Origin of the sequence: Argonema antarcticum A004/B2 (assembly GCF_023333585.1) — a bacterium.
Lineage (GTDB): Bacteria > Cyanobacteriota > Cyanobacteriia > Cyanobacteriales > Aerosakkonemataceae > Argonema > Argonema antarcticum.
The window spans coordinates 1-22,748 of sequence record NZ_JAIQZN010000089.1 but is presented as its reverse complement, the minus strand read 5'-3'; the positions used below and the strand labels follow the sequence as shown (position 1 = coordinate 22,748).

The 22,748-nt window shown below is 45.2% G+C and carries 21 protein-coding genes, 2 tRNA genes and 1 pseudogene; 9 read left to right on the top strand and 15 right to left on the bottom strand.

Going from position 1 to position 22,748, the window contains the following annotated elements; translation table 11 throughout:
* Positions 1-191: 191 nt before the first annotated feature.
* Together LAY57_RS27975 and LAY57_RS27970 are read right to left on the bottom strand one after the other, a co-directional pair.
* Positions 192-521: pseudogene (locus LAY57_RS27975) on the bottom strand (adenylate kinase family protein); the annotation flags it as partial.
* A gap of 312 nt (positions 522-833) precedes the next feature.
* The gene (locus LAY57_RS27970) at positions 834-1,013 is read right to left on the bottom strand and encodes an adenylate kinase family protein (protein ID WP_338022508.1); all 180 of its coding nucleotides are present in this window, start codon (positions 1,011-1,013) and stop codon (positions 834-836) included.
* Between the two features lie 127 nt (positions 1,014-1,140).
* Between LAY57_RS27970 and LAY57_RS27965 the strand changes: the two genes are divergently transcribed.
* Together LAY57_RS27965 and dcd are read left to right on the top strand one after the other, a co-directional pair.
* Positions 1,141-1,815 (top strand): P-loop NTPase family protein, encoded by a 675-nt coding sequence (locus LAY57_RS27965; RefSeq protein WP_338022507.1) that lies wholly within the window; start codon positions 1,141-1,143, stop codon positions 1,813-1,815.
* 54 nt (positions 1,816-1,869) lie between these two features.
* Positions 1,870-2,451 (top strand): dCTP deaminase, encoded by a 582-nt coding sequence (gene dcd / locus LAY57_RS27960; protein ID WP_249070451.1) that lies wholly within the window; start codon positions 1,870-1,872, stop codon positions 2,449-2,451.
* A 74-nt stretch (positions 2,452-2,525) separates the two neighbouring features.
* Here the strand turns inward: dcd and thyX are convergent, their stop codons facing one another.
* From thyX to sfsA, 5 genes are all read right to left on the bottom strand, one after another.
* Positions 2,526-4,610, bottom strand: a complete 2,085-nt coding sequence (gene thyX, locus LAY57_RS27955) for an FAD-dependent thymidylate synthase (protein ID WP_249070450.1) — start codon at positions 4,608-4,610, stop codon at positions 2,526-2,528.
* Between the two features lie 100 nt (positions 4,611-4,710).
* Entirely contained in the window at positions 4,711-5,334 is a 624-nt protein-coding gene (tmk, locus tag LAY57_RS27950; protein ID WP_249070449.1) for a dTMP kinase, read from the bottom strand.
* Between the two features lie 49 nt (positions 5,335-5,383).
* Positions 5,384-6,010 (bottom strand): Uma2 family endonuclease, encoded by a 627-nt coding sequence (locus tag LAY57_RS27945; protein ID WP_249070448.1) that lies wholly within the window; start codon positions 6,008-6,010, stop codon positions 5,384-5,386.
* Positions 6,011-6,160: 150 nt separating this feature from the next.
* On the bottom strand, positions 6,161-6,604 hold the full coding sequence (locus LAY57_RS27940; RefSeq protein WP_249070447.1) for an ATP-binding protein: 444 nt from the start codon (positions 6,602-6,604) through the stop codon (positions 6,161-6,163).
* Positions 6,605-6,676: 72 nt separating this feature from the next.
* Entirely contained in the window at positions 6,677-7,432 is a 756-nt protein-coding gene (gene sfsA, locus LAY57_RS27935; protein ID WP_249070446.1) for a DNA/RNA nuclease SfsA, read from the bottom strand.
* A 245-nt stretch (positions 7,433-7,677) separates the two neighbouring features.
* Here sfsA and murJ point away from each other — a divergent pair, with 245 nt between their 5' ends.
* Complete coding sequence (murJ, locus tag LAY57_RS27930) at positions 7,678-9,294, top strand: murein biosynthesis integral membrane protein MurJ (RefSeq protein ID WP_249070445.1); 1,617 nt, start codon at positions 7,678-7,680, stop codon at positions 9,292-9,294.
* Between the two features lie 211 nt (positions 9,295-9,505).
* On the opposite strand, the gene LAY57_RS27925 is transcribed toward murJ, so the two are convergent.
* Positions 9,506-9,811 (bottom strand): DUF3181 family protein, encoded by a 306-nt coding sequence (locus LAY57_RS27925; RefSeq protein WP_249070444.1) that lies wholly within the window; start codon positions 9,809-9,811, stop codon positions 9,506-9,508.
* Positions 9,812-9,899: 88 nt separating this feature from the next.
* Complete coding sequence (locus LAY57_RS27920; RefSeq protein ID WP_249070443.1) at positions 9,900-10,184, bottom strand: 2TM domain-containing protein; 285 nt, start codon at positions 10,182-10,184, stop codon at positions 9,900-9,902.
* A gap of 301 nt (positions 10,185-10,485) precedes the next feature.
* Here LAY57_RS27920 and LAY57_RS27915 point away from each other — a divergent pair, with 301 nt between their 5' ends.
* The gene (locus tag LAY57_RS27915) at positions 10,486-11,334 is read left to right on the top strand and encodes a DUF4351 domain-containing protein (protein ID WP_249070442.1); all 849 of its coding nucleotides are present in this window, start codon (positions 10,486-10,488) and stop codon (positions 11,332-11,334) included.
* Between the two features lie 143 nt (positions 11,335-11,477).
* Here LAY57_RS27915 and moaC read toward each other — a convergent pair whose 3' ends face one another.
* Complete coding sequence (gene moaC, locus LAY57_RS27910) at positions 11,478-11,978, bottom strand: cyclic pyranopterin monophosphate synthase MoaC (RefSeq protein ID WP_249070441.1); 501 nt, start codon at positions 11,976-11,978, stop codon at positions 11,478-11,480.
* A 34-nt stretch (positions 11,979-12,012) separates the two neighbouring features.
* On the opposite strand from moaC, the gene LAY57_RS27905 reads away from it, so the two are divergent.
* Positions 12,013-12,086, top strand: a tRNA-Arg gene (locus LAY57_RS27905).
* A 288-nt stretch (positions 12,087-12,374) separates the two neighbouring features.
* Here the strand turns inward: LAY57_RS27905 and LAY57_RS27900 are convergent.
* From LAY57_RS27900 to LAY57_RS27890, 3 genes are all read right to left on the bottom strand, one after another.
* The gene (locus tag LAY57_RS27900) at positions 12,375-13,643 is read right to left on the bottom strand and encodes an MFS transporter (RefSeq protein ID WP_249070440.1); all 1,269 of its coding nucleotides are present in this window, start codon (positions 13,641-13,643) and stop codon (positions 12,375-12,377) included.
* Between the two features lie 77 nt (positions 13,644-13,720).
* Entirely contained in the window at positions 13,721-14,740 is a 1,020-nt protein-coding gene (locus LAY57_RS27895) for a glycosyltransferase family 2 protein (protein ID WP_249070461.1), read from the bottom strand.
* A 167-nt stretch (positions 14,741-14,907) separates the two neighbouring features.
* Positions 14,908-15,591: a C40 family peptidase gene (locus LAY57_RS27890; protein WP_249070439.1), complete on the bottom strand. Its 684-nt coding sequence runs from the start codon at positions 15,589-15,591 to the stop codon at positions 14,908-14,910.
* Between the two features lie 224 nt (positions 15,592-15,815).
* Between LAY57_RS27890 and LAY57_RS27885 the strand changes: the two genes are divergently transcribed.
* Together LAY57_RS27885 and LAY57_RS27880 are read left to right on the top strand one after the other, a co-directional pair.
* Positions 15,816-16,766 (top strand): serine hydrolase, encoded by a 951-nt coding sequence (locus LAY57_RS27885; RefSeq protein WP_249070438.1) that lies wholly within the window; start codon positions 15,816-15,818, stop codon positions 16,764-16,766.
* A gap of 278 nt (positions 16,767-17,044) precedes the next feature.
* The gene (locus tag LAY57_RS27880; RefSeq protein ID WP_249070437.1) at positions 17,045-17,875 is read left to right on the top strand and encodes a hypothetical protein; all 831 of its coding nucleotides are present in this window, start codon (positions 17,045-17,047) and stop codon (positions 17,873-17,875) included.
* Between the two features lie 177 nt (positions 17,876-18,052).
* On the opposite strand, the gene LAY57_RS27875 is transcribed toward LAY57_RS27880, so the two are convergent.
* Both LAY57_RS27875 and LAY57_RS27870 read right to left on the bottom strand, forming a co-directional pair.
* On the bottom strand, positions 18,053-19,414 hold the full coding sequence (locus LAY57_RS27875; RefSeq protein WP_249070436.1) for an ABC transporter substrate-binding protein: 1,362 nt from the start codon (positions 19,412-19,414) through the stop codon (positions 18,053-18,055).
* A gap of 342 nt (positions 19,415-19,756) precedes the next feature.
* Positions 19,757-19,848, bottom strand: a tRNA-Ser gene (locus LAY57_RS27870).
* A gap of 125 nt (positions 19,849-19,973) precedes the next feature.
* On the opposite strand from LAY57_RS27870, the gene LAY57_RS27865 reads away from it, so the two are divergent.
* Both LAY57_RS27865 and LAY57_RS27860 read left to right on the top strand, forming a co-directional pair.
* Positions 19,974-21,014, top strand: a complete 1,041-nt coding sequence (locus LAY57_RS27865) for a glycosyltransferase (RefSeq protein WP_249070435.1) — start codon at positions 19,974-19,976, stop codon at positions 21,012-21,014.
* Positions 21,015-21,050: 36 nt separating this feature from the next.
* Positions 21,051-21,983: an NAD-dependent epimerase/dehydratase family protein gene (locus LAY57_RS27860; protein WP_249070434.1), complete on the top strand. Its 933-nt coding sequence runs from the start codon at positions 21,051-21,053 to the stop codon at positions 21,981-21,983.
* Positions 21,984-22,748: the final 765 nt, after the last annotated feature.

The following is a 22,748-nucleotide window of genomic DNA, read 5'->3' as shown; positions in this document are numbered from 1 at the left end:
ACATTTTAGATTGAGTTACGCATCTGGATAAAGTTTTTTTAAGATATCTTGCTGCACTTGTTCTGGAGATCGATCGCCATTGATAAGCTAACACGCATCTAATTCGGATATTTCTAATCCGGCAATCAAACCTTCAATTCCTCTCCCACTCCCCCACTCCCCCACTCTCCCACTCCCGCTAAACATACAAATTAAATGCGTAGCAGCTTACTTATCAATCGTTGGCGGCGTCCGTAATAATCAAGAATCAGGGCAGTACGTTCTCTGAATAGCTGAATGCGACGCTGCAAGATTTCCGGTCGATCGTCGGGAAGACTACGCCCCACAGATCTACTCATCAATACCGATTCTGACACATCCAACCAAATAGCCCAGTCGAGGTGTTGTCCCAAATCGTCTAACAAAAAATCTAATTCCTCAGCTTGGAAAGCAGTGCGCGGATAGCCATCGAGTAACCAACCGTTGGCGACATCAAATAACAGCAGCCGCAGACGCATAAACTCAATCATAACCGGATCGGGTACTAATTCGCCGCTTTAAAAAATCTAGGTAAACCTGGATAAACTCAGCGGTATAAGTTTCTTAAGCATTCTTTCCTAGCGCTTGCGCTTCCTCAGTATCGAGGTTGACCAGAAAATCCCAGTTAGAGATATCATAGTAATAATGTCTATTCGTTACCATGATAGAACACTTGATTTTTTGACTTTGGTTCAATTCAAATCTATGTATATTCTACACTTTTAAGCTCTGCTAGGAAAGCCAATATTTATGGTCTGTCGGATGTGTTACCTAGATTTACTTGCCATAAGTATAGGTAAATCTAGGTATTTTTACTACTGCCGTAAACCCTTTTCCACATAAGCCTGCGCTTGGATACCTAATTGTGTCCCGGATGCGATCGCACCCCGCAGTATATCCCCAGTAGATATGGAAGGGACATTTAAATAGCTTGACAGTCGTTGTGCTTGGGTTCCCTTACCCGCACCTGCACCTCCCAAAATTACCAGTCTCACAGCCTCCTACTCCCCCTACAAGTCGAATCCTTGAATCGACTCAAGCTTACCATCAAACCTGCGAAGGCTCTTTTGTGAGCGATCGCGCCTCCATAATTCTGCCCAAACAGAGAGATTTTGACTTCCTTTGGCTCTTGACGTTCTTATATATATAGTGTTTTACTATGTAAACCAATCTAAAATTGCACTAGATATTGTTAAGCGAACCGAATTGACAGCATTTTGCGTGCTGTCAAATTGTTCGTTACCCATCAATGGTTTATATATGGTTGCCCAGCTAGAAACTCCCACTCTTAATACTGAACGTCGCCAACTCACCACAGTTGAAGGACTGCTGCAAGTCTTCACCTCATCTCACCGCACCTTTTTTACCAGCGTCATGGCGCAAGCGCTGAGAATTGCCGGACAAGGAACCCCAGTTTTAGTGGTGCAATTTCTCAAGGGGGGAATTAATCAGGGATACGATCGTCCGATGCGCTTAGGAGAGTATTTAGATTGGGTTCGCTGCGACTTACCCCGCTGTATCGACACGCCACATCTGGATGATGGAGAAATGCGATCGCTACAACATCTGTGGCAGCACACGCAAAAAGCTATATTTGAAGGCAAATATTCTCTAGTCGTTCTCGATGAACTCAGTTTAGCGATTACCTTTGGCTTAATCCCAGAAACGGAAGTGCTGGAAGTCATCAAAAGACGCCCCGGTCACGTAGATATTATTTTGACAGGCCCAGAAATGCCAGAAGCGATTTTGGATATCGCCGATCAGATTACAGAGATGCGTAGAAGCGATCGGCCCTGAAAAATTGACTCAGTTTTAAGATATCCTAGTATTCCGGTTGAGATTTGTGAACCTGTGATTAAGAACGATATTTGGATTGCTCAAATGGCTCAAAAGGGTATGATTTCGCCCTTTGAGCCTCAGTTAATTCGTCGCTGTGAGGAATTGCCAGTCATTTCTTATGGTTTAAGCAGCTATGGTTACGATCTTAGACTTTCGCCAGTAGAGTTCCGCATTTTTCGCCATATTCCTGGCACTGTGGTTAATCCTAAGCATTTTAATCCCGAAAATCTAGAGCCAACTAAATTGCATAACGATGAGTATGGAAAATACTTCATTTTACCAGGCCATAGCTATGGCCTGGGTGTTGCCCTAGAACACCTTGAAGTTCCAGAAAATGTGACTGTACTTTGTATTGGAAAAAGTTCCTATGCCAGAGCTGGTATAATTGCTAATTTAACTCCTGCTGAAGCTGGTTGGCGCGGTCATTTGACCCTGGAGGTAAGCAACAGTTCGCCAGCCGATTGTCGAATATATGCGAATGAAGGCATCGTGCAATTGCTGTTTTTTGAATCAGAGGTCTGTTCTGTAAATTACGAACAGCGAAAGGGTAAATATCAAGATCAACCAGAAAAGGTAGTGTTTTCCAAGGTTTAGGTAAGTTTTTTTAGCACGAGTCTTAGATTATCCGATTCAATTCTCGGTCCCCTCGCCATAATTAAACTCTAAATTTACGGTGCCAATCTTGCTTTACCAAGACGATTAACTTCATACCATTCTGCTATTGCTGGCACCCAATCCTGAAAGTGGGGCCACATCATTTCGCACAGCTTTTGAATTTCCAGTTGTGCATTTTTCTTATTTCTCAGGTCGCAAAAATGCAGAAAAGACCTTAAATTAAAGCTGACTACAAAATGCTGGCGGTAATCAAAAGGTAGTTTCCCTCTTGCGTGTTCCTCCGACATCCCTGCCTCAACATCAATTTTGTATCGCCTCGCCGCTTCTAAACACCACTTTAAATCTTCTTCTCTTTGTTCTGGAGAATAATAATATCGTTTACCTTGACGGTCTGTGTAATCAGCCACTGGACGAAGATAAAAAACCTCTTCTATATTTTTCTTTCCTTCAGCTACATCAATAAATTGATTGCCTGTATACCGCAGGGAATTATGTACTACTAAACCATTGGCAACGAAGTTATGCCATTGACCCTCCACTTCTAAGTCGTAAGTCATTTGTTCACCAACATATTCAACACTCTTTACTTTTACGGGATGAGAGCGCAATTTTATCCCTTTGGGCTTTGGCTTAACTTGCCAATCTTTAGGCTCTAAAATTGGCGAATAAACTTGGGCAAATTCAATCTCCAAACTGTTTTGATGAATGTATTCGTGACATTCTTTACATAAAGTCACTAAATTATCAAAATCATAAGCCAAAGATTGATTTGCAAAAACTGGTACTAGGTGATGAGCATGAAGAAGTCCACCCCTGATGCCACATTTCTGGCAAATATAATCAAACTTTTTATGGACTTGGGGTGCAATTTGCCTTGTCCAAGCGCCAATCAATTGTCGCTCCGTAGAAGTGCCACCTTTCCAAAAATGAGAGTCAGCACCTCTTTGCGTGTAAATTTTTGCATTTTCTATCCGTTTTTGGCGACTGTCTTCAGAGAGGTTGAGTTGATAACCTCCTTTGCCTTTATTCCAAGGTTCATCGCTCCCAGGTTTTCGCTTATTTAGAGACAGTCCATAAGCATAGACCCATTTTTTTACCGCCTCAATTGAACAGCTAGCTAAAGTTGCTATTTCATCGGCGTACAGTCCTTGATTAAGTTGCTCCACCAACCAAGCCTTGTTGCGATAGAGGGCATTAGGATTGTAATTCCAAGGTTGATGATTGTTAAGATAACGTGGAGTTGAGCATTTTAAAGACAATCCAAACTTATTAATCCATACTTTAACTGTAGCAATAGAGCAACCGGATAAACCAGCAATTTCTTTGATAGTTAATCCTTTTGCAATTTGGTTTTTAAGCCATAATTTGTCCGTGTAAGGTCTATCATCCGTTACCGATAAACCATTGCACATAATATAGGAGTTTTTGGTCATACCAACGACATTACCATCTGCATTGGTTATCAACCCAACCGCATCTTTCATTGTTTCCCAACCGTTTGCGGTAAATAAACGGTGATTGGTAGTACACTCTAAAGTCTTGCCATCCTCCAATGTAACTTTATAAACTGGTTGAATACCACTACACATTACATCTTTGATATGACCGACTTCAAACAAGCCAGTTTGTTCGTTTAAAACTCGTAAGCGCATTTTACGAATTCTTCGTTTGCAGTCACGACGATATTCGCCTGGTGGTTCACCATTTCGACCTCGAATAGACCGAGAACGAATCGCTTTTTCCCCATTAGTCCAAAGGTCATGCAGTTCTCCAATTGTTTTGCTCAAATTTTTCTTGCCAGCACTTCCCTCGCCATCAACAAAAGTAATTACGGTATCAGCAGCAAGACATTGTACATCAAAACTTACCCCAACCCGATGAGTCCGCGCCTGCTGCATTACGCTATGAGGAAAATAACCACAATTAAATATAATCTGTGGATGTTCTAATGGCCCATAATGTCCCCTTTCGCCCGCTAAAAGGCGCTTAACAATAATCTCCCCGCATTGCTCCTCTGTAGGCCATGAGTCCCGCTCGTCAAACACAAACGCCTCAGTATAATCTTGGTGGAGAGCAGCATAGACCACCTGCTGAGGATTTGGTGTTTTGGCAATAACCTCTACTCGAAATCGATCCATTAAACTTCCAGATATGGTTGGCCTCGCTCAAAGTGGTTGCATCACTTATAAGCATTGATAATTGTCTCATAAAATGCTAATTTAACGCAACTACAAATTATTAATCAAAATTTTCCTCAATAAACCGTACTATCTTCTGGTGAACAGCACCTTTCTCCTCCGTCCCATCCACCTGCAACGCCAAGCCTTCATACTTGCTAAATATCTCTTGATAATTCTTTCTGACTTTGGCAAGTTTCTCTTGATTTTCGTAGATGTCTTTGACCGATCGGTCCCTAATCCTTGTCAGCGCCATCTCAACAGGTATATCAATATAAATTACCAAATCTGGATTGGGGAATCCATCATTCAGACTGCTGACCAATTCCCAATCTTCTTGAGTATTCCAATGATACGCCAAAGAAGAAAAAAAGTATCTCGTACTAATTACCGTAAAATTATCGTCGATTAACTTAAATACCCCGTCAACTTCGTTAAATAAATGATCGTATCTGTCAGCAGCAAATAAATAAGCCATCTGTTCATCAAACTTCTGACTATCATTAACAAAAAATACTCTTCTTTTCAGCGCTTGTCTGATCAAATTACCAACAGGCCCATTAGAAGGTTCGTAGGTAACTACTGCTTGGTAACCTTTCGCTGTAAAATAATCTTTTAGCAGGTTAGATTGCGTCGAAGTTCCAGAACCATCGATACCTTCAAAAACTATAAACAAATTTTTCATTTTATGTTGTTACTAATCTTCTCAGCCAAAAGTCGCATTTTAATCTCGATCAGCTTAATAATTCCTTCACCGCCACGCTAAAACCTTGGAGAACACTTTGAGTGTTAACTACATCATTTGGATTCAACAAAAACCAACGTTCTGGCGTCTTAATTAAAACTAACTTTTCTTCGGGAAACAGCAACCAGACTTCCTGACAACCTGATTCTAAATATTCCTTAGCTTTGGCGAATAACTCCTCAGCACCGTCATCAGGAGAAGCAACTTCCGCAATTAGCGAGAAACTTTGGGGACATACCGTAAACTCCCCTAACTGCTGTAATAATTCACCAGTAATATAAGCTACATCAGGACGGCGAGCTTGTTTGTTAGTTCGACAAAGTGCTTCTGTCACAACTTCTCCCCCCTGTTCGCCGGAGTTTTTATAAGCTCTCCAGTAATAAGCTAGTTTAGATTGAGCCACACCATGCTTGAATGTCATTCCTGTTTTCTCCAATAATGTGCCATCAACCCACTCCATTCTATCAGGAGGATGGAGTAGAAAATCTTCTAGAGAAATGACATTTTCTGGCTGTAAATCTGCCTGTATTTTTTCTACTGACTGTAAATTTTCAGGAAAATTTTCTGTTGCTTGTAGTTCGGCTGGAATCGTTGATAAAACTGCACTAACTACCATTGCTACGACCTCATATTTACAACTTAAATTACCATACAAATGCTGAGATATGTCATCTCTTCATTATTTACCCTGATGCTTTCTCCTCCATTTCGGCGTATAGAAGTATTCAATCAGTTGCGAAGTGGGACTAAATCTAGATTTCATCCTTTAAACCTTATGTTTAATAAGGATGAGACAATTCCTACCATCCTGCGATCGCTTGTAAAGCACCTCGTCTGCTATGCGGCGCATCAGGAACCAGCCAACTCCGCCTTCCTGGGCTGTACCTGGCTTATACTCCGGTAAGGTACTGGGATCGAAAGGTTCGCCTCGATCCCAAATTCGGATTTCCAGACATTCATCCCATAGATTTAACTCTATCTCAATAGGAGTCTCTGGGGGTAAACCTTTATGGGCGTGGCGAACTGCGTTGGTAAAGCCTTCGACGAGGGCTAACTTCAGCTCCTCAAGGGCTAAGTTGGGGCGATCGCTTCCATCTGTCAACCAGGAAAGCTTACACTTATTCTGGAAGCAGAATCGATCGAACCATTGCAGCACCTGGTTGAGAGAATGTAAATCGCTCTTAACTCTCAGATGGTTGTTCTGCAACATTCCTGGGCTTTTCCACCATTTTATGGAAGTATGAAGCATATTCAATACCCAAATTTCAAAATTTGTTTGCCACTACGGATTAATACTTAATGGTGACATAAAAGGGCGAAAATTTGCTAAGCCTAAGTAGCGAATACCCTCTGGTTTGATGTCAAAGCGGCATGGCAAAACTTCTAAGCCGATCGCAACTGCCTCTCGCAACATTTTGCCATAAACTGGATCGGCACAATCTCCAGGCGCGAACTCAGTACAGTCGCCACGATCGATCAGATAAAGCATCACCGCCCGCGCTTGTGGCAAAATCCCCATCAATTCCCGCAGGTGTTTCTGTCCCCGCGTCGTTACCGTATCGGGAAATAGCGCCAGCCGCCCTTGCGCCCAAGTAGTATTTTTTACTTCTAAATATATAGGTACTTCAGGAGTGCTTCCCGTCAGGAAAAAATCTACTCGACTGCTTTTATCCAAACCATAAACCACTTCTCCTTTAATCTCGCTGTAATTGCCCAGTTGGGGAAACAAATGTTTTTCCAAAGCTAACTTCACTACCTGATTGGGTAAAGCGGTATTAATTCCTACCCAAGTCGGTTCGTTATCGCAAACCTGAATCATCTCCCAAGTGTAGGGCAGTTTGCGTTTAGGATTGTTACTTAAGGAAACCTGCACCAAACTTCCAGGAGTGCAGACGCCGGTCATTGGCCCAGTATTCGCGCAATGAGCTGTAATTACCTCACCTGTAGCCAATTCAATATCTGCAAAAAATCGCTTATAACGTTTGAGCAAAATGCCGGGATAGAGAGTTGGGTAACGGTAAATCCAATCAGATGTCATCAGCTAAACCCTACATTCTTTTTTTTTCATTGCCAAAGCAGCTAAGGCATCTAGCTTAATCTTTGATAAATACATTTGTTTTGCTAAATCTGGGGGGATAGATCCAAAATTTCCCAAATCAGTGATGTCCAGAAAATTTTCTAAACTGGGTAAGTCGGAATAGAAAGTTTCGGTGGACATAGTTTTCGGAATTGCCAAATTCACGATTGAATAGTAGAACTACCTTTAATCATTTTTAACTGTTCGTGTCTGTAAACAAAAAACCCTCTCGAACTCTGGCTGGAATTGCGGGAATTGTCGCAGTCGCCACTTTGATTAGTAAAGTGTTTGGTTTGGTGCGCCAGCAAGCGATCGCAGCCGCCTTCGGAGTCGGTGCAGCCGCCAACGCCTATAGCTACGCCTATATTCTCCCAGGTTTTTTGTTAGTCTTGCTGGGCGGTATCAATGGGCCATTCCACAGCGCGGTTGTCAGCGTACTGGCAAAGCGGGGCAAACAAGAAGCCGCTTCCATTGTAGAAACAATCACCACCATTGTCGGTGCAGGACTGCTGCTGGTGACGATCGCGATGATTATTTTTGCAGAACCACTCATCAATATAGTGGCACCGGGGCTAAATGATACTCCGGGGGTTAGTCCGCTTACCAAAACGATCGCCATCCAGCAACTTCAGATTATGGCACCGATGGCATTGCTAGCTGGGCTAATTGGCATTGGCTTCGCCACCCTTAACGCCGCCGATCAATACTGGTTACCCTCCATCAGCCCTTTATTTTCCAGCATTACAGTCATCGGGGGACTTGCCGTTTTAGCCATGCAGCTGGGCCACAAAGTTACCCTACCCGAATACGCCATTCTGGGAGGACAGGTTTTAGCCGTAGGAACGCTTACGGGTGCTATCTTGCAATGGTTAGTACAAGTAATTGCCCAGTGGCGATCGGGTTTGGGGACATTACGCCTGGGCTTTGACTTTCAGCATCCAGGAGTGCGCGAAACGCTCAAACTTATGGGCCCAGCCACCTTTTCCTCCGGCATGATGCACATAAACGTTTACACTGATTTATTCTTTGCCTCCTACATTCCTCAAGCCGCCGCCTCCTTAAGCTATGCCGGACTCTTAGTACAAACGCCTTTAGGAATTATCTCTAACGTTCTCTTAGTACCCCTACTGCCCATATTTTCCCGACTTGCCGCCCCAGAAGATTGGCCGGAATTAAAACTGCGAATTCGCCAGGGATTAGTTCTCACAGCCCTTACCATGTTGCCTCTCGGTGCGATCATGGTGGCATTATCAGTGCCAATTGTGCGCGTAGTTTACGAACGCGGTGCATTTAATCGGGAAGCATCCAGTTTAGTAGCATCTCTGCTAGTTGCTTACGGCATCGGGATGTTTTTCTACCTGGGGCGGGATGTACTGGTGCGAGTATTTTATGGCTTGGGCGATGGCGTCACGCCGTTTCGGATCAGTATGGTGAATATCTTCCTCAACGCCTTGCTGGATTATGTCTTGATCGAACCTTTCGGCGCACCTGGTTTGGTTTTTGCCACTATGGGCGTAAACTTTGCCTCGATGGTGATGCTGTTATGGCGGCTGAATCAAAGACTCAACGGTTTGCCCTTGCGGGAATGGGCGATGCCGTTGGGAGGTTTGGCAGGTGGTAGCGTTATTGCTGGTTTCGTCAGCTGGGGAACGAATTACGGCTTGCAACAAATTTGGGGCAGTGAAGGCTTTTTGGTGCAGTTGCTGCAACTGTGCGTAGCTGGCTTAGTCGGTTTATGTTTGTTCGGTTTCTTTGCTACCAAGCTGAAGTTGCCAGAAGTGGATATTTTTGTGGCGCGTATCCGTCAGAAATTCTTGAAATAGCAATAGAGTTCTTGTCAGGTGAGTGAGGTATAGCTAGGGGCTAGGGGCTTTCTTGCTAGGGGCTAGGGAAGAGGGAAAAGGTTACTGCGTAAGGGATTTGGATAAGAAGTAATAGTTGGAGTTGCCCTAACCGACTTTCGTCGGTTGCTATACAAAGAAACCGAGTTTCTTCAAGTAAATAGAAACCCGGTTTCTGGCTACAACCTACTTTCTACATTTTCCGCTGATATTCTTCCAGGATATCCATCAAATTCACTTGGCTTGCGGTGGGTATCATATCTGCCAAGGGAATATCGCGGCGTCCGCCTAGCTTGACGGGGATATCTTCTAGAATTTTTACTACCTTGCTTTCTTCTAGGGAATTATCCGCCAGCATGGGATAAACTCGATCGGCGACGACGGTATGCAAATGAGCTTCCCGCAAGAAGAGATGCCATTTGGCAATGTCCATATAAACGTTTTCGCCGATTTCTGCGGCTAGCGCTTCGATCGCTTCTGAGGTGTTGGTCTTAGCCATAGGACTTACTCTGGTTAAAAGCTACTTCGATCCTAATTGAATCAAAACTAATGCCAGAGTAAATCCATGCCAAGCAAGAATATTCGGTCTATCCTTGGGGGGATTTTGTGGGTGTGTTCTGGGATGGAATGGTCGGGTCGGAGTAATCTGCGATCGCAAAAATATACACCGCATGGACAACCAAAACCAGCGCCCAGCCGCCTGTTACCCAGTTTAACCAAGGCCATTCAGCGTTTTGCAAGTTGTGGAAAAACCACAAACCGGAATTAGTTGCACCAAAAATTCCTACATGAATGGCAAAGTTCATGCGATCGTCTAGTTTGCGGTAAGCGGGATCGTTGCGATCGGGTTTGCGGGGCCAACGAGGAGGCATGGAATATCTCTAATGAGTGGAACAGACAGAAAGTTTACCTTAATTTTAAGATAAGAGCGGACGGCAACGGCCCGATCGGATCGACTTCTCACCAATTCAAATAATTATAATTTAGCCTTCAAATGGAGGGCAACTTACTCTGTTAACTACCTTACCATATAGCGGTTTTCAGTTGCCTGAAGTACACCCTTAGAAACCCGGTTTCTTTAAGAAACCAGGTTTCTGGAGTCCCTCACTCACCTGAAAAGGGCTGTAATCTAGATGTAAACTATTTCCAGTAATCTCTAAACTCCACTTACCTTTGGCATCCGACAACATTTGTAAATATCTAGCCGAGCAGTATCCAGCACAATTTGTCCGCTGGCTACTTTCCAAAGAAGCAGAAAACATCCAAGTACTCAAAACCGAATTGAGCGTCGAACCAATTCGCGCCGATTCCCTGATTTTGCTGCAAATCGATGACCAAATACTGCACCTGGAATTTCAAACCTTACCCTATTCCCAACCCCCACTCCCATTCCGTATGCTGCAATATTGGGTGAGACTGCAAGCCCAATACTGGGGTCAAGAAATAGTACAAGTGGTCATCTTCCTAAAACAGATTACCTCAGAGGCTGTCTATACCGATCGCTACCAAAATACCAACACCGAGCATCGATATCGCGTCATCCGCCTCTGGGAACAAGATCCCGCCCCTTTGCTAGCCGTTCCAGCGCTTTTGCCACTAGCTGCCCTCGCCAGAAGCAATTCCCCTAACATCCTATTACAGCAAGTCGCCACCCAAGTCGCTAGCATTGAAGAAATCGAGCAGCGACGAAATATCTCAGCCTGTGTCGAGCTTCTCGCAGGTCTGCGCTTTGACGAAAATTTGATTAGCCAACTACTTAGAGAGGATCTTATGCAGGAATCTGTAATTTACCAAAAGATCGTCCAACAAGGAGTGCAACAAGGACTGCAACAAGGAAGGAAGGAAGGAGAATTGGCGTTGATTATGCGTCAGCTTATTCGTCGCTTCGGTTCCCTTGACCCCTTGGTGCAAGAACGCCTTGAACGATTATCTGTCCCCCAGTTGGAAGAGTTGGGTGAAGTACTGTTGGATTTCTCGGCAGTCTCGGACTTAGCCGCTTGGTTGGATGTGCAGTCACAATAACCCAAAAAACATTCAAACCCCCTCTCCGTCAACGGGAGGGGGCTAGGGTAGCCAGCATTTGCATTCTCCGTCTTTCTTATAGCGGTTTTCAGTTGCATGAAGTACACCCTTAGAAACCGGGTTTCTGGAGTCCCTCACTCACCTCAAAAGGGCTGTAAATAATCGCCTGATTTCCCACCTGTCTTACTCACCAAACGAATTCCCTCAATTATCATCCCTTTTTCTAGCGCTTTTGCCATATCGTAAAGTGTCAGCGCCGCGACAGAAACCGCTGTCAGCGCTTCCATTTCCACCCCCGTTTCTGCCTTAGTCTTGACTTCGGCTCGAATCTGATATCCCGGTAACTGGGGGTCAGGGGTTATTTGCACTTCGACTTTTTGCAATGGTAGGGGATGACATAGGGGAATCAACTGGGATGTCTGCTTCGCCGCCATGATTCCAGCTAACCTCGCCGTCCCCAGTACATCCCCTTTGGGGGCGTTACCAGCTTCGATCGCATCCAATGTCTGGGCCAACATCCGCACTCTGGCGGCTGCTACAGCCTTTCGCACTGTTGCCTGTTTGGCTGAAACATCCACCATGCGGGCTTCTCCGCGATCATCTAAATGAGTCAAAGATGGATTTTCAGAAAAAGGTTGCGTCATACGAAAAGCCTGTGTTATTATGAGTTTCTGGCAAGGGCTTGTAGCTCAGTGGACTAGAGCACGTGGCTACGGACCACGGTGTCGGGGGTTCGAATCCCTCCTAGCCCGTCCAAAAAAAAGGTAAAAGGCAAAAGAAACAATCTTTAGTCTTTTACCTTTTTATAATTTATGCTTTTGTTGGCGCTTTTAGCCCTAAATGTAGGGATAATTGGTGAATTATATCATGTCCGGTTGCTTCGTTAGTATATGAGTAGACCTCTTGCAAAAGTCCATTTCTTCCTTTGCGTACCTTTGCGGAAACCTTTGCGTCCAATGCGATTGAAATAACAAATTTAATACTTTTGCAAAAAGTCTAATGTAATAGGTGCAAAATCAAATGCGTAAATCTTACCTTTTTTACTTTTCACTTTTTAGTTCCTCAAAGGCATAGAGATCCCTTTCTCTTCCCAAGGCGAACTTGAGAGAATGATGTAAATCTTTGCTGCATTGGGTGATAAAAACAATCATCCCTAAAATAGACAATCCCGTGCTGAGAGCAAAGATACCTCGATAGCCGATCTCAGAGGCGATAAAACCAAAGACTGGCCCTGCGATCGCAACTCCCAAATCGAACCCGCTAATGCAGATGGCAAAAATCCGTCCTCTTTCCAGAGGAGAAGAACGATCGGAAAGCAGCGCCACCATCATCGGTAACAACGTTCCCGAACCTGCCCCTTCCAAGATACCACCCAGCAAAAAGGCGATCGCACTTTTAGCTTGCGACAGCATCAGCATCGCCAAACAATATGAGAAAATACTCCCTGTGATGAACAGTCCCCGTCCGTAAATGTCTGAGGCGCGACCGATAAAGATGCGGGAAGTAAAACTGGCTAGTGCCGCTGCGGTGTAAAACCACCCAGGATTCAAATCAATCTTTGTCTCTGTAATGTACAAAGGCACAAACGTAATCAACGAGCCAAAAGCAAAACCAATCAGCAGCAGCACTAGAGACGGAATCAGCAAACTGCGATCGGTCAAAATTTTCCACAATGGCTTGACTGCCAGTTGAGCAGAAAGATCTGGGTTATCTAGTTCTAACCCGATTTGTTGCTTCCTTGCTTCTCTAATCTGAGTGGCACCTACTAAACTGATGATTCCTAATCCAGCTGAGAAGAGAAACAAGCGATCGTAACCAGCGCCAGCTTGTAGCAAACCGCCCATAGCAGGGCCAAGGGCTACCCCAATCGGTGTAACCAGGCTCATATAGCCAATCAACTCACCCCGCTTACTTATCGGCGACAAATCCACGACAAGAGCGCTATAAGAGGTCGCAAAAGCAGCAATACTGATGCCGTGGAAAGCCCGAATTCCGATCAGCATCGGGATTGACTGCACAAACAAGTAGCCGAAAGGAGCTATACCAGCTACAACCGTACCCACAATTAAAACCAGTTTCCGACTCTTGCGATCGGCCAAACGGCCCAACCAAGGCCGAAACAGCAACAATCCAATGGCAAAAGAGCCCATGACAATGCCAATCTGGCGAGCGTTACCGCCTACGTGCTGGATGTAGAGCGGTAGCGTCGGCAGCAAAGAAGCCAAACTCATCCAGAACAGTAACCCAGAACCAAATAAAATCAGCAGATTGAGGCGATGGGGCGGTTCTAGCGTCCAAAAAACTTTCAACTCATTTTCTCCTTTGGTCAATAGTCAAAAGTCCTTAGTTTTTAACCAATGACAAATGACCAATAACTAACTTAGTATTAACTATTCTTCACGATCGGCTCTACAACTTCCCTCACCCGATAGATTGGTCTTCCCTGAGATTCGTGATAAGTTCGCATCAACAATTCAGCCAGTAAGCCAACACTAAACAACTGAATACCAGTTAACAAAAGCACCACCGCCAAAATTAGTAAAGGTCGATTCCCAATCACTTGTCCCAGTCCAAGTTTTAGGAAAGTCAAATATCCCCCCAACAGTATTCCCAAAAGCATAGAAAGCAGACCCAACAGACCAAAAACGTGCATCGGTCGGGTCAGGAAAGTCTTCATAAACCAAATTGTTAACAAATCCATCAACACCCGGAACGTCCGCCCCAACCCATACTTGCTGCGACCGTAGCGACGAGCGTGGTGTCCCACCGGCATTTCCGTAATTCTCGCCCCTTCAATGTAAGCTAAAGCAGGCAAAAATCGGTGCAACTCGCCGTAAAGGTTCATATCTGCTACCAATTCTGTCCGATAAGCTTTCAGAGAACAGCCGTAGTCGTGTAACTCGACACCAGTAACTCGTCCAATCAGCCAGTTGGCGATTTTGGAAGGAAGCAAGCGAGTAATAGCGGCATCCTTTCTGTGCTTGCGCCAACCACTAACCAAATCGTAGCCTTCGGCCAATTTTGCCAGCAGTCGGGGAATATCAGCGGGGTCGTTTTGCAAATCTGCATCTAAAGTGACGATCGCTTTACCACGCGCATAGTTAAATCCTGCCGCCATCGCCGCCGTTTGGCCGTAGTTGCGACGCAGCAGCACAGCTTTTAGGTCCGATCGAATGTTAGCCTGTTCTTTGAGATATTCAGCCGACCCATCTTTAGAGCCATCATCCACACAGATGATTTCGTAGGATAATTGGCTGGAGGTTAAAGTCGTAGCGATCGCCTCCAGTAAGTGGGGCAAACTTTCCACTTCGTCGCAAATCGGTATAACCACCGATACTTCTGGAATCACCCCAGCAGAAAGACCGTGCCTTGCCGCTGAAGAAGCAGAAAATAACGAAGTATTCATCATACCCAACCTTTTTGCCTCACACCAACGAGGTAGTTATATCACATCGCCATGCTAGAGTATCGATTCAGTAATCCCAGAAATTGGGTTTCTATCCCTACAACCCTAAAAAAGAGTGGAAAGCCATATCTGTGTTCATCTGTGGATATCTGTGGTAAAAAAGCTCTTCAATCTACCAACGGTTGATAACTTTTCACCACTCGCCCAAATCTTCGCAACTGCCGATAATAAGATTGACTAACAGCATCCCCCTGTTCCGACAGCACATCGATGCCAATACCATTCCGACCCATATTTTCACCCGAACTGTGGATGTAAGATCCATTTCCGAGGTAAAGTCCTACATGAGTGGCTTTCTCTTGAGAACCAAAAAATATTAGATCTCCGGGTAGCAGTTCTTCAATTGGAATTACTTGGGTAAAAGCTTCCTGCTGATAGGCATCTCTAGGCAACCAAATGCCAGATGCCGCAAATGCTGCCTGCATCAGCCCGGAACAATCGTAATTTGGCCCCAAAGTGCCACCCCAGAGGTAATAATTCGGCTGTTTCATGGCGTTTTGGGTAAAGGCGATTACAGCGGGTAATCGATCGCTAATTTCTGCAATAGAAAGATCGATCGCACGATAAGGTGTCGTCGCTTCCTCAAGCTGGCTCAAATCTGCGATCGACAACCACCCCGGATAATCATCCTCCAACAAGCAAACCTCAACAGATTTATCCCCATTGCGCGATACTACCCGCAGATGACGCCCAAGATCCGCCTGAGTTGCCAAACGGTTACAGCTAGGGGAATCATAGACATTGAGGTCGGCTCGACATCTGTACTCGATAAATTTGGGATTCTGGTTCATGGACGAGGATAGAGCAATGAACAATAGACGATCGAGAACAATCTACAATATGGATTGTTATACTGCATATTTACTAATTGTGGCACTTCACCAAAATTGGATTTACTAAATGGCACAAAAAAAATGAATTGATGACACGATGGTGCGTGGTTCATTCCCATTATCCACGAACAATGAATAATGAAGAAACTTGCTATAATCAAAAATTGGAAATCAAAAATAAAATGACTTTTTTCCGCAAAGACCAACAACTAGAACAGCTAGGCAATGAAATCTTAGAGACAACTTGGGCGGAATTTCCAGATTTAGCTCGCAACCAGATTGCCCTCACCTGGATTGTCTACGATCCGCCCGTACCCGTAAACACTGGTGGAGCCCTCAGTCCGCAAGCGTTTTGGAACCACGAAGTCCGAGGTTTTAGCTATCGTGGGAGCGATCGCATTTACCCCGCAAGCATCGTCAAGCTGTTCTACCTCGTAGCAGTATTCGAGTGGTTAGAAAAAGGCATGATCCAGACATCAGCCGAATTGGAAAGAGCCATTCGCGACACGATCATCGATTCGAGCAACGACGCCACCAGTCTAGTTGTAGATGTCTTGACCGGCACTACCAGCGGCCCAGAATTGTCCCACGGGCCTTTTCAAACCTGGCAGTTACAGCGTAACATCGTCAACCGCTACTTTCACTCCTTGGGTTGGCCGGAGTTGGAGCCAATCAACGTCAACCAAAAAACCTGGTGCGATGGCCCCTACGGACGGGAGCGGGTCTTTCTGGGGGAATTAATGGAAAATCGCAATATGCTGACGACTAACGCCACAGCGCGTCTCCTGCACAGCATTATTGGCGGGGTAGCAGTATCTTCAAAAGGGTCGCAAGCCATGATGACCCTGATGAAACGCAGCCTTAACCCAGCCGATTTAGCGACAGACGACGAAAATCAGGTAACGGGTTTTCTGGGCGGTGGCTTACCCCAGAATACCCAACTCTGGTCGAAAGCTGGGTGGACTAGCCAAGTCCGCCACGATGCTGGTTATATCGAGATACCGGGCAAGCAACCCTTTTTGTTAGCGGTATTTACAGAAGGAAAGGCGCACAGTAAAAATAAAGCGATTTTGCCTTTTGTCTCGCAGCAAGTCGCCGCCGCAGTGGGGGACGCCGATGCTAACAATATCTGAGGGGAAGCGGCTAGGGGGGAGAATGGGGGAGCGGGAGAGGGGGAGAGGGGGAGAGTGGGAGAAATTTACAATTGACCGCTGACCACTGACCCCAATGCCCAAACTGACCCCAATGCGCCAAAATCAACCAATTTGTAGAGGCTGCCCCCGTAAATTTTATCCTAATATTAAGTAGGAAAACTTCTCTATTTCGCCTAAATTAGCCATACTAGAGTTAAATTATGATATAAAATTTCGCTGGCGTTAATTCTTGCCCTGATCTTTGTCGAGGAGTGAACGTGAATACAATTTGTTTCCAGCGTACAGTTTTGCTACTCAGTCTTGCTGCGATCGCAGGTGTAAGCAGCAGCTTCTCTGCTGTTGCCCAAGCAATCCCTGTCCCCCCCGCCGAGGTCTTCTCAAGCGCTCCTCAGCGCCAGACCCAACAGTCACAAAAACCTGCAAGTATATTCGCAGTAGCTCCTGATGAACTCGATAGCTACGAGCTGTCCGATCTGCTCGTGGAATCAGCCATAACATCTGATGGTACGGCCAAAAAGCAGCCAATTCCCGGTACGGCTGAGACTTCAGCTTCGGTTCTTTTGGGTCGGTCTGCTTCTTCCCGAATTCCAGCAAATGCGCCTGCAAATGCCCCAGCCAGAAAAGGGCGGCAAGTTGCTCAAGCGGAACTAGAACCCGGTCGCTCCACTCGTTCTGGATCGAGCTATGTCGGGGTCGGTGGCAATTTAGGTTTGACGGGCGACACTGCTTTGGGCGATACCGGCTTTGCTATCTTCAGCAAAATCGGACTAACCAGAGTCTTTTCGGTGCGCCCCTCTGTGGTGATAGGAGATGATACCGACTTCATTATTCCGCTGACTTACGATTTTCCGATCCAGGCGGAACCCTTTGAAAGGATCAATTTTGCACCTTACGTTGGTGCTGGCGTGATCATTTCCACTGACGCAGGCAGCAATGTTGGCTTTGCGCTGACTGGAGGGGTGGATGTGCCTATAAGCGAACAATTTACGGCAACAGCTGCCGTAACTGCTGGGTTCATCGATACGACCGATTTGGGAATCATGCTCGGTATCGGTTACAACTTTGGTAGCGGATTCCGATTCAGGTAGGGTCTGTCTCTCGACTTGCAGTCAACCCAAGGGACTTCCAAAAAATAAACTATCCCTTCTTGTGCAGCAGGCGAGAAGCCTACCAGTTATACCCTTTTTCGGGTGAGTGAGATACACAGAAACCCGGTTTCTTGAAGAAACCGGGTTTCTGGGCTTATTATGACTAATGACCGATCGCTACTTAGGACTGACTTTGCCGGTAACCGCCAGTTTGCCATCGTCTTTGACCGCCCAAACATCGTAGCTGCCTACCACGTCGCCGCTTTCATCAATATCCACATTGCCGCTGGCTCCTTGGTAATTAATGTCTTTGCCTTGTCGCACTAACTCCAAAGCCTTACAGACATCGCTGACTTCTTCCCCTGGTGCATTGGCTACATCGCGGATTTTGCTCTTAATGCCTTCGCCTGTATTGGATTTAGCAGCTTCTGCCGCTAGCGCCAAGAGGGCAGCAGCATCCCAAGAGTGGGGAACATAGGCACTTACTTCTTTACCTTGTTTCTCTTTCCAAAGCTTGGTCAAATCTGCAAGTGCTTTACCGTTGGCACCCGGAACCGTGCCAATCGCCCCAGAGAGAATAAACTTGCCGTCGCTGGTTTTGCCGACTTGACCCGGAAAATCTGGGGAATAAACGCCATCGGTCAGCATCACCGTGACTCCCTGACTCAAACCTTGTTGGGCGGCTGACTTGAGCAATAAACTGCCTGTTTCAGCGTAGAGAACCGCAGCTACGGCGTCCGGTTTACCTGCAAAGGCGGCAGAAGCTTCGGTGTCAAATGTGGTTGCCTTGGGGTCGTAGCGAGTCGGCTTGTTTTCGTTGACTACGGTTCCACCCAGTTTTTTGAAGGCTTGCACAAATTCTTTTTCAAAGCCGACTCCGTAATCATTATTAATGACAACGGTGGAAACGCGCTTGAAGCCTTTTTCGCTGGCAAGTTTGGCGAGTGCCTGTGCCTGATAGGTATCGGGTGGTGCAGTGCGTGCCCAATAGCCTTGAAAATCACCCTTTTGGGCTCGTCCGGTAAAGACTGGACTGGTGCTGCCTGGAGAAATTAACATGACTTTGTTCCGTGCGGCAATATCCACGGCTGCACTAGAAACGCTGCTGGCAAAGGAACCAACTACGCCTGCCACTCTGTCTATTTCTGCTAGCTTGGTCATCCCAGCACCACCGGCTTTGGGGTCGGTTTGGTCGTCTTCAGAAACTAGGGTGACTGGTTTACCGTTGACGCCGCCGCACTTGTTGACTGTTTCGACTAACAACGGCACTGCCGCAATCATTGGCTGTCCGATCGCAGATAAGTCCCCTGTAGCTGGTAGCAAGGAGCCAATTTTCAGTCCGTCTTTGGCACTGCTGGTTGCTGGGGTAGTAGCTGAGGTGGTTTGGGTAGCACCTGTGCTGTTGGCAGTGGGGGTAGGGTTAACAGCACCTGTGCTGTTAGGGGTGGTGTTTTGACAAGCAGCTGTAGCAAAAGCTAGAGCAGCAAGAGCGATCGCCTTCTTGGGTTTGAAAGTTCTCTTTATAGCCGATTTACTCATTTTCTATGCCACTCCTCAACAGTCCACAACAGAATAACTGTATGAAATAGTACAACTTTCTTCTGTCTTGGGACAAAATTGTCATATCTTCCCCTCGCCAGCATCCCAAATCGGGAAAGCTAAGCTAAGACGCATCTAATTTTTCAAGTCGAACACCGCACAGTAAGGTTTTCAGGCTCCAAAAAGTACAATTTAGATGCGTAGCAGCTTACTGTCAGGACTGGAGTATGGGGCGATTGACTAGGTGAAGCAAAGGTAAAAATTTGACCAATAAATAATTGGTTCGATGCCCACCCGGATTCATCCGTGGAGTCAATCAAAAATCCAAAATTTTGATTAGAACGGAGAGGGAGGGATTCGAACCCTCGGTACGGAGTTACCTGCCGTACAACAGATTAGCAATCTGCCGCTTTCGACCACTCAGCCACCTCTCCTGGGGTCACAGGAAACTATAGTAACACATCTTCTCTGAAAAAGTAAAGTATAGTTTTTGGCGGACGCAGCCCCTCTGCTCAAATAGCATAGTAAGTACGGAAGAGCCGATGTTTTTAGTCCATCTGTGATTTCTTTAATAGATCGTGGCGCATTGGGCGATCGCATAGAAGCCTTGGGTGTACCTGTTTATGCGATCGACATGACACCTACACCGGGAGCAATTTGGCGATTGGTGCAGATAGTACGTCAACTCAAACCCGATTTGATTCAAGGCTGGATGTATCATGGTAATCTAGCAGCACAATTAGTTAAGATTTTGTCTTTGCACCATATTCCGATCCTATGGAGTATTCACCATTCGATCAATTCTCTAGCTTCAGAGAAGAAACTGACTCAAATTTTGATTAGACTTGGCTCCTTAGCATCTAAATTTGTAGACCGAATTATTTATGTTTCTAACAATAGCAAAAAGCAACACGAAGCACTTGGATATTTCCCCAATAATAGCTGCGTCATTCCTAATGGTTTTAACACTTCGTTATTTAAACCATCTAACGAAGATAGATTAAGCGTTCGAGAAGAGTTAGGTTTATCATCTGACTCTTTTCTGATTGGCTCGCTCGCTCGTTATCATCCGATGAAAGATCATGCTAATTTTATAAGAGCAGCAGCCTTGCTTGTGAAAAGCTTTCCAGAAGTACACTTTCTGCTTGCTGGAACTGAGATCGAACCTCAAAATCAGATCTTGTACAAGTTGATTCAAGATTTAGAAATTGAAAAACAAGTCCACTTACTAGGAGAACGCCAAGATGTTCCCCGTCTACTTGCTGCACTGGATATTCTAACTTCATCTTCTGCTTACGGTGAAGCATTTCCTCTAATTGTCGGAGAAGCGATGTCTTGCGGCGTAACTTGTGTAGTTACAGATCTTGGTGATTGCGGTTGGCTTGTCGGTCAGCCAAAGCAAGTTGTACCACCCCGAAACTCAGAGGCTTTGGCTGCTGCATGGAAAAACTTGATTGAGCTTAGTTCGGAAGAGAGGAAATCTATAGGAAGTGAAGCACGTGCTAGGATTATAGAGTTCTTTTCTTTAGACTTCATAGTGACTTGCTATGAGCAAATTTATGAAAGCATACTTGCTCAAAAGTTAAACCCAAAAAAATGAAAAACCTGTTATTTATGTATCAATGAGGTAAAAAAAATGACGACAGACAAAAAAACTATCTTGGTGACTGGTGGGTGTGGATTTATTGGTTCGCATCTTGTAGAAGCTTTGGTTAAAAGAGGCTATAGAGTTCGTATTCTTGATAACCTTTCAACTGGCAAACTGGAAAATATTGTTTCCGTTCCTCCGCAAGATGTTGAGGTATTGGTGGGTGATGTTGCCGACCTATCAACGGTTAATGACGCTGTACAGGGATGCGAGTATGTTTTCCATGAAGCCGCGATCGCTAGCGTACCAAAATCCGTAAACGATCCGATCGGCACCGGAAAGGTGAATTATGGCGGCACCCTCAATGTATTGGAAGCATCTCGCAAACATGGTGTCCGCCGTGTAATATTTGCTGGAAGTGCTGCGGTTTACGGGGATGAACCAACTTTGCCGAAAACGGAGTTAATGCTTGCAAGCCCCATAACTCCATACGGAGTAGACAAACTGGCCTCAGAACTTATGGGCCACTGCTATACCCGAACTTTCGGGCTGGAGTTTGTTTGTTTGCGATATTTCAACGTCTTTGGTTTGCGTCAAGACCCATCAAGCCCTTATTCTGGGGTAATTTCAATATTTTGCGATCGGATTCGTCAAGGATTGCCCCCGGTTATCTACGGTGATGGTCTTCAAAGTCGGGATTTTATTCACGTTTCTGATGTCATTCATGCCAACCTGATCGTCATGGAACACCCACAAGCAGCAGGCAGAACTTTCAATGTCGGACAAAGCCTAGCTACCTCTCTCCTAGATATTGCTCGTATTCTTAACGAACTAAGTGCTACGAACTTGCAACCTATTCACAATCCGTCCCGCGCAGGGGATATCCGTCACAGTCTTGCTGATAATACCGCACTTCAAGCATTGGGATGGTCGTCAACTGTAACTGTTCGCCAAGGTTTAGCAGAGTTGTTAAAGTCATAAGCTGCTACGCAGCCCTAAATAATTCGTGAATATTTCGTTTTGTTTCATTTATTGTTATCTGTCATTTGTCAAAGGTAATATAAATGAATAATGTTAAATAACTGTCATCACGCTTATTTAACCACCTAATTTAGCATGAAGAACTAAGCAAATATCATCATGCTCCTTCCTTAATTAAACTTATACTTTCGCATCATAATCAAGAAATTGGTACGCATACTTTTTCTCACTACTACTGTCTGGAAAAAGGGAGTAATATCGATGCGTTTAGGGTAGATATAGAAGCTGCCTGTAAGGTAGCAGAAAAATATAAAATCAGTATTAAAAGTTTAGTTTTCCCCAGGAACCAAACCCAGGTTGAGTATCTATCTGTTTTAGCAGAGAAAGGAATACTTTCATATAGAGGAAACGAAAAACATTGGATATATTACGCCAAAAATAATGAAGATGAATCTTTATTAAGAAGAGGTTTCCGGTTGATGGATGCTTATTTTAAATTATCGGGTGAGAATAGTTATAACCTCAATGAAATTGCAGGTAAACCTCCATTTAATATTCGCTCTAGTCGATTTCTTCGCCCCTATTCTAGAAAATTAAAATTTTTGGAGACTCTAAGGTTGCAGCGAATTGTATCAGAGATGTCTTATGCAGCCCAAAAAGGCTTGGTATATCACCTATGGTGGCATCCGTAACCGTTCAGGGGGTGCGCCTGCGGCGCACCACCCCAAGAGGAGTTTGAGCATCAATGTGTTAGAGATCTCAGTG

Bases quoted from the DNA above. Each gene is read 5' to 3' on its own strand.
- LAY57_RS27860 (WP_249070434.1), top strand. From the start codon at position 21,051: ATGACGACAGACAAAAAAACTATCTTGGTGACTGGTGGGTGTGGATTT.
- moaC (WP_249070441.1), bottom strand. From the start codon at position 11,978: ATGACGCAACCTTTTTCTGAAAATCCATCTTTGACTCATTTAGATGAT.
- LAY57_RS27940 (WP_249070447.1), bottom strand. From the start codon at position 6,604: ATGTTGCAGAACAACCATCTGAGAGTTAAGAGCGATTTACATTCTCTC.
- LAY57_RS27890 (WP_249070439.1), bottom strand. From the start codon at position 15,591: ATGAACCAGAATCCCAAATTTATCGAGTACAGATGTCGAGCCGACCTC.
- LAY57_RS27920 (WP_249070443.1), bottom strand. From the start codon at position 10,184: ATGCCTCCTCGTTGGCCCCGCAAACCCGATCGCAACGATCCCGCTTAC.
- LAY57_RS27885 (WP_249070438.1), top strand. From the start codon at position 15,816: ATGACTTTTTTCCGCAAAGACCAACAACTAGAACAGCTAGGCAATGAA.
- thyX (WP_249070450.1), bottom strand. From the start codon at position 4,610: ATGGATCGATTTCGAGTAGAGGTTATTGCCAAAACACCAAATCCTCAG.
- LAY57_RS27925 (WP_249070444.1), bottom strand. From the start codon at position 9,811: ATGGCTAAGACCAACACCTCAGAAGCGATCGAAGCGCTAGCCGCAGAA.
- LAY57_RS27895 (WP_249070461.1), bottom strand. From the start codon at position 14,740: ATGAATACTTCGTTATTTTCTGCTTCTTCAGCGGCAAGGCACGGTCTT.
- sfsA (WP_249070446.1), bottom strand. From the start codon at position 7,432: ATGACATCTGATTGGATTTACCGTTACCCAACTCTCTATCCCGGCATT.
- LAY57_RS27945 (WP_249070448.1), bottom strand. From the start codon at position 6,010: ATGGTAGTTAGTGCAGTTTTATCAACGATTCCAGCCGAACTACAAGCA.
- tmk (WP_249070449.1), bottom strand. From the start codon at position 5,334: ATGAAAAATTTGTTTATAGTTTTTGAAGGTATCGATGGTTCTGGAACT.
- LAY57_RS27875 (WP_249070436.1), bottom strand. From the start codon at position 19,414: ATGAGTAAATCGGCTATAAAGAGAACTTTCAAACCCAAGAAGGCGATC.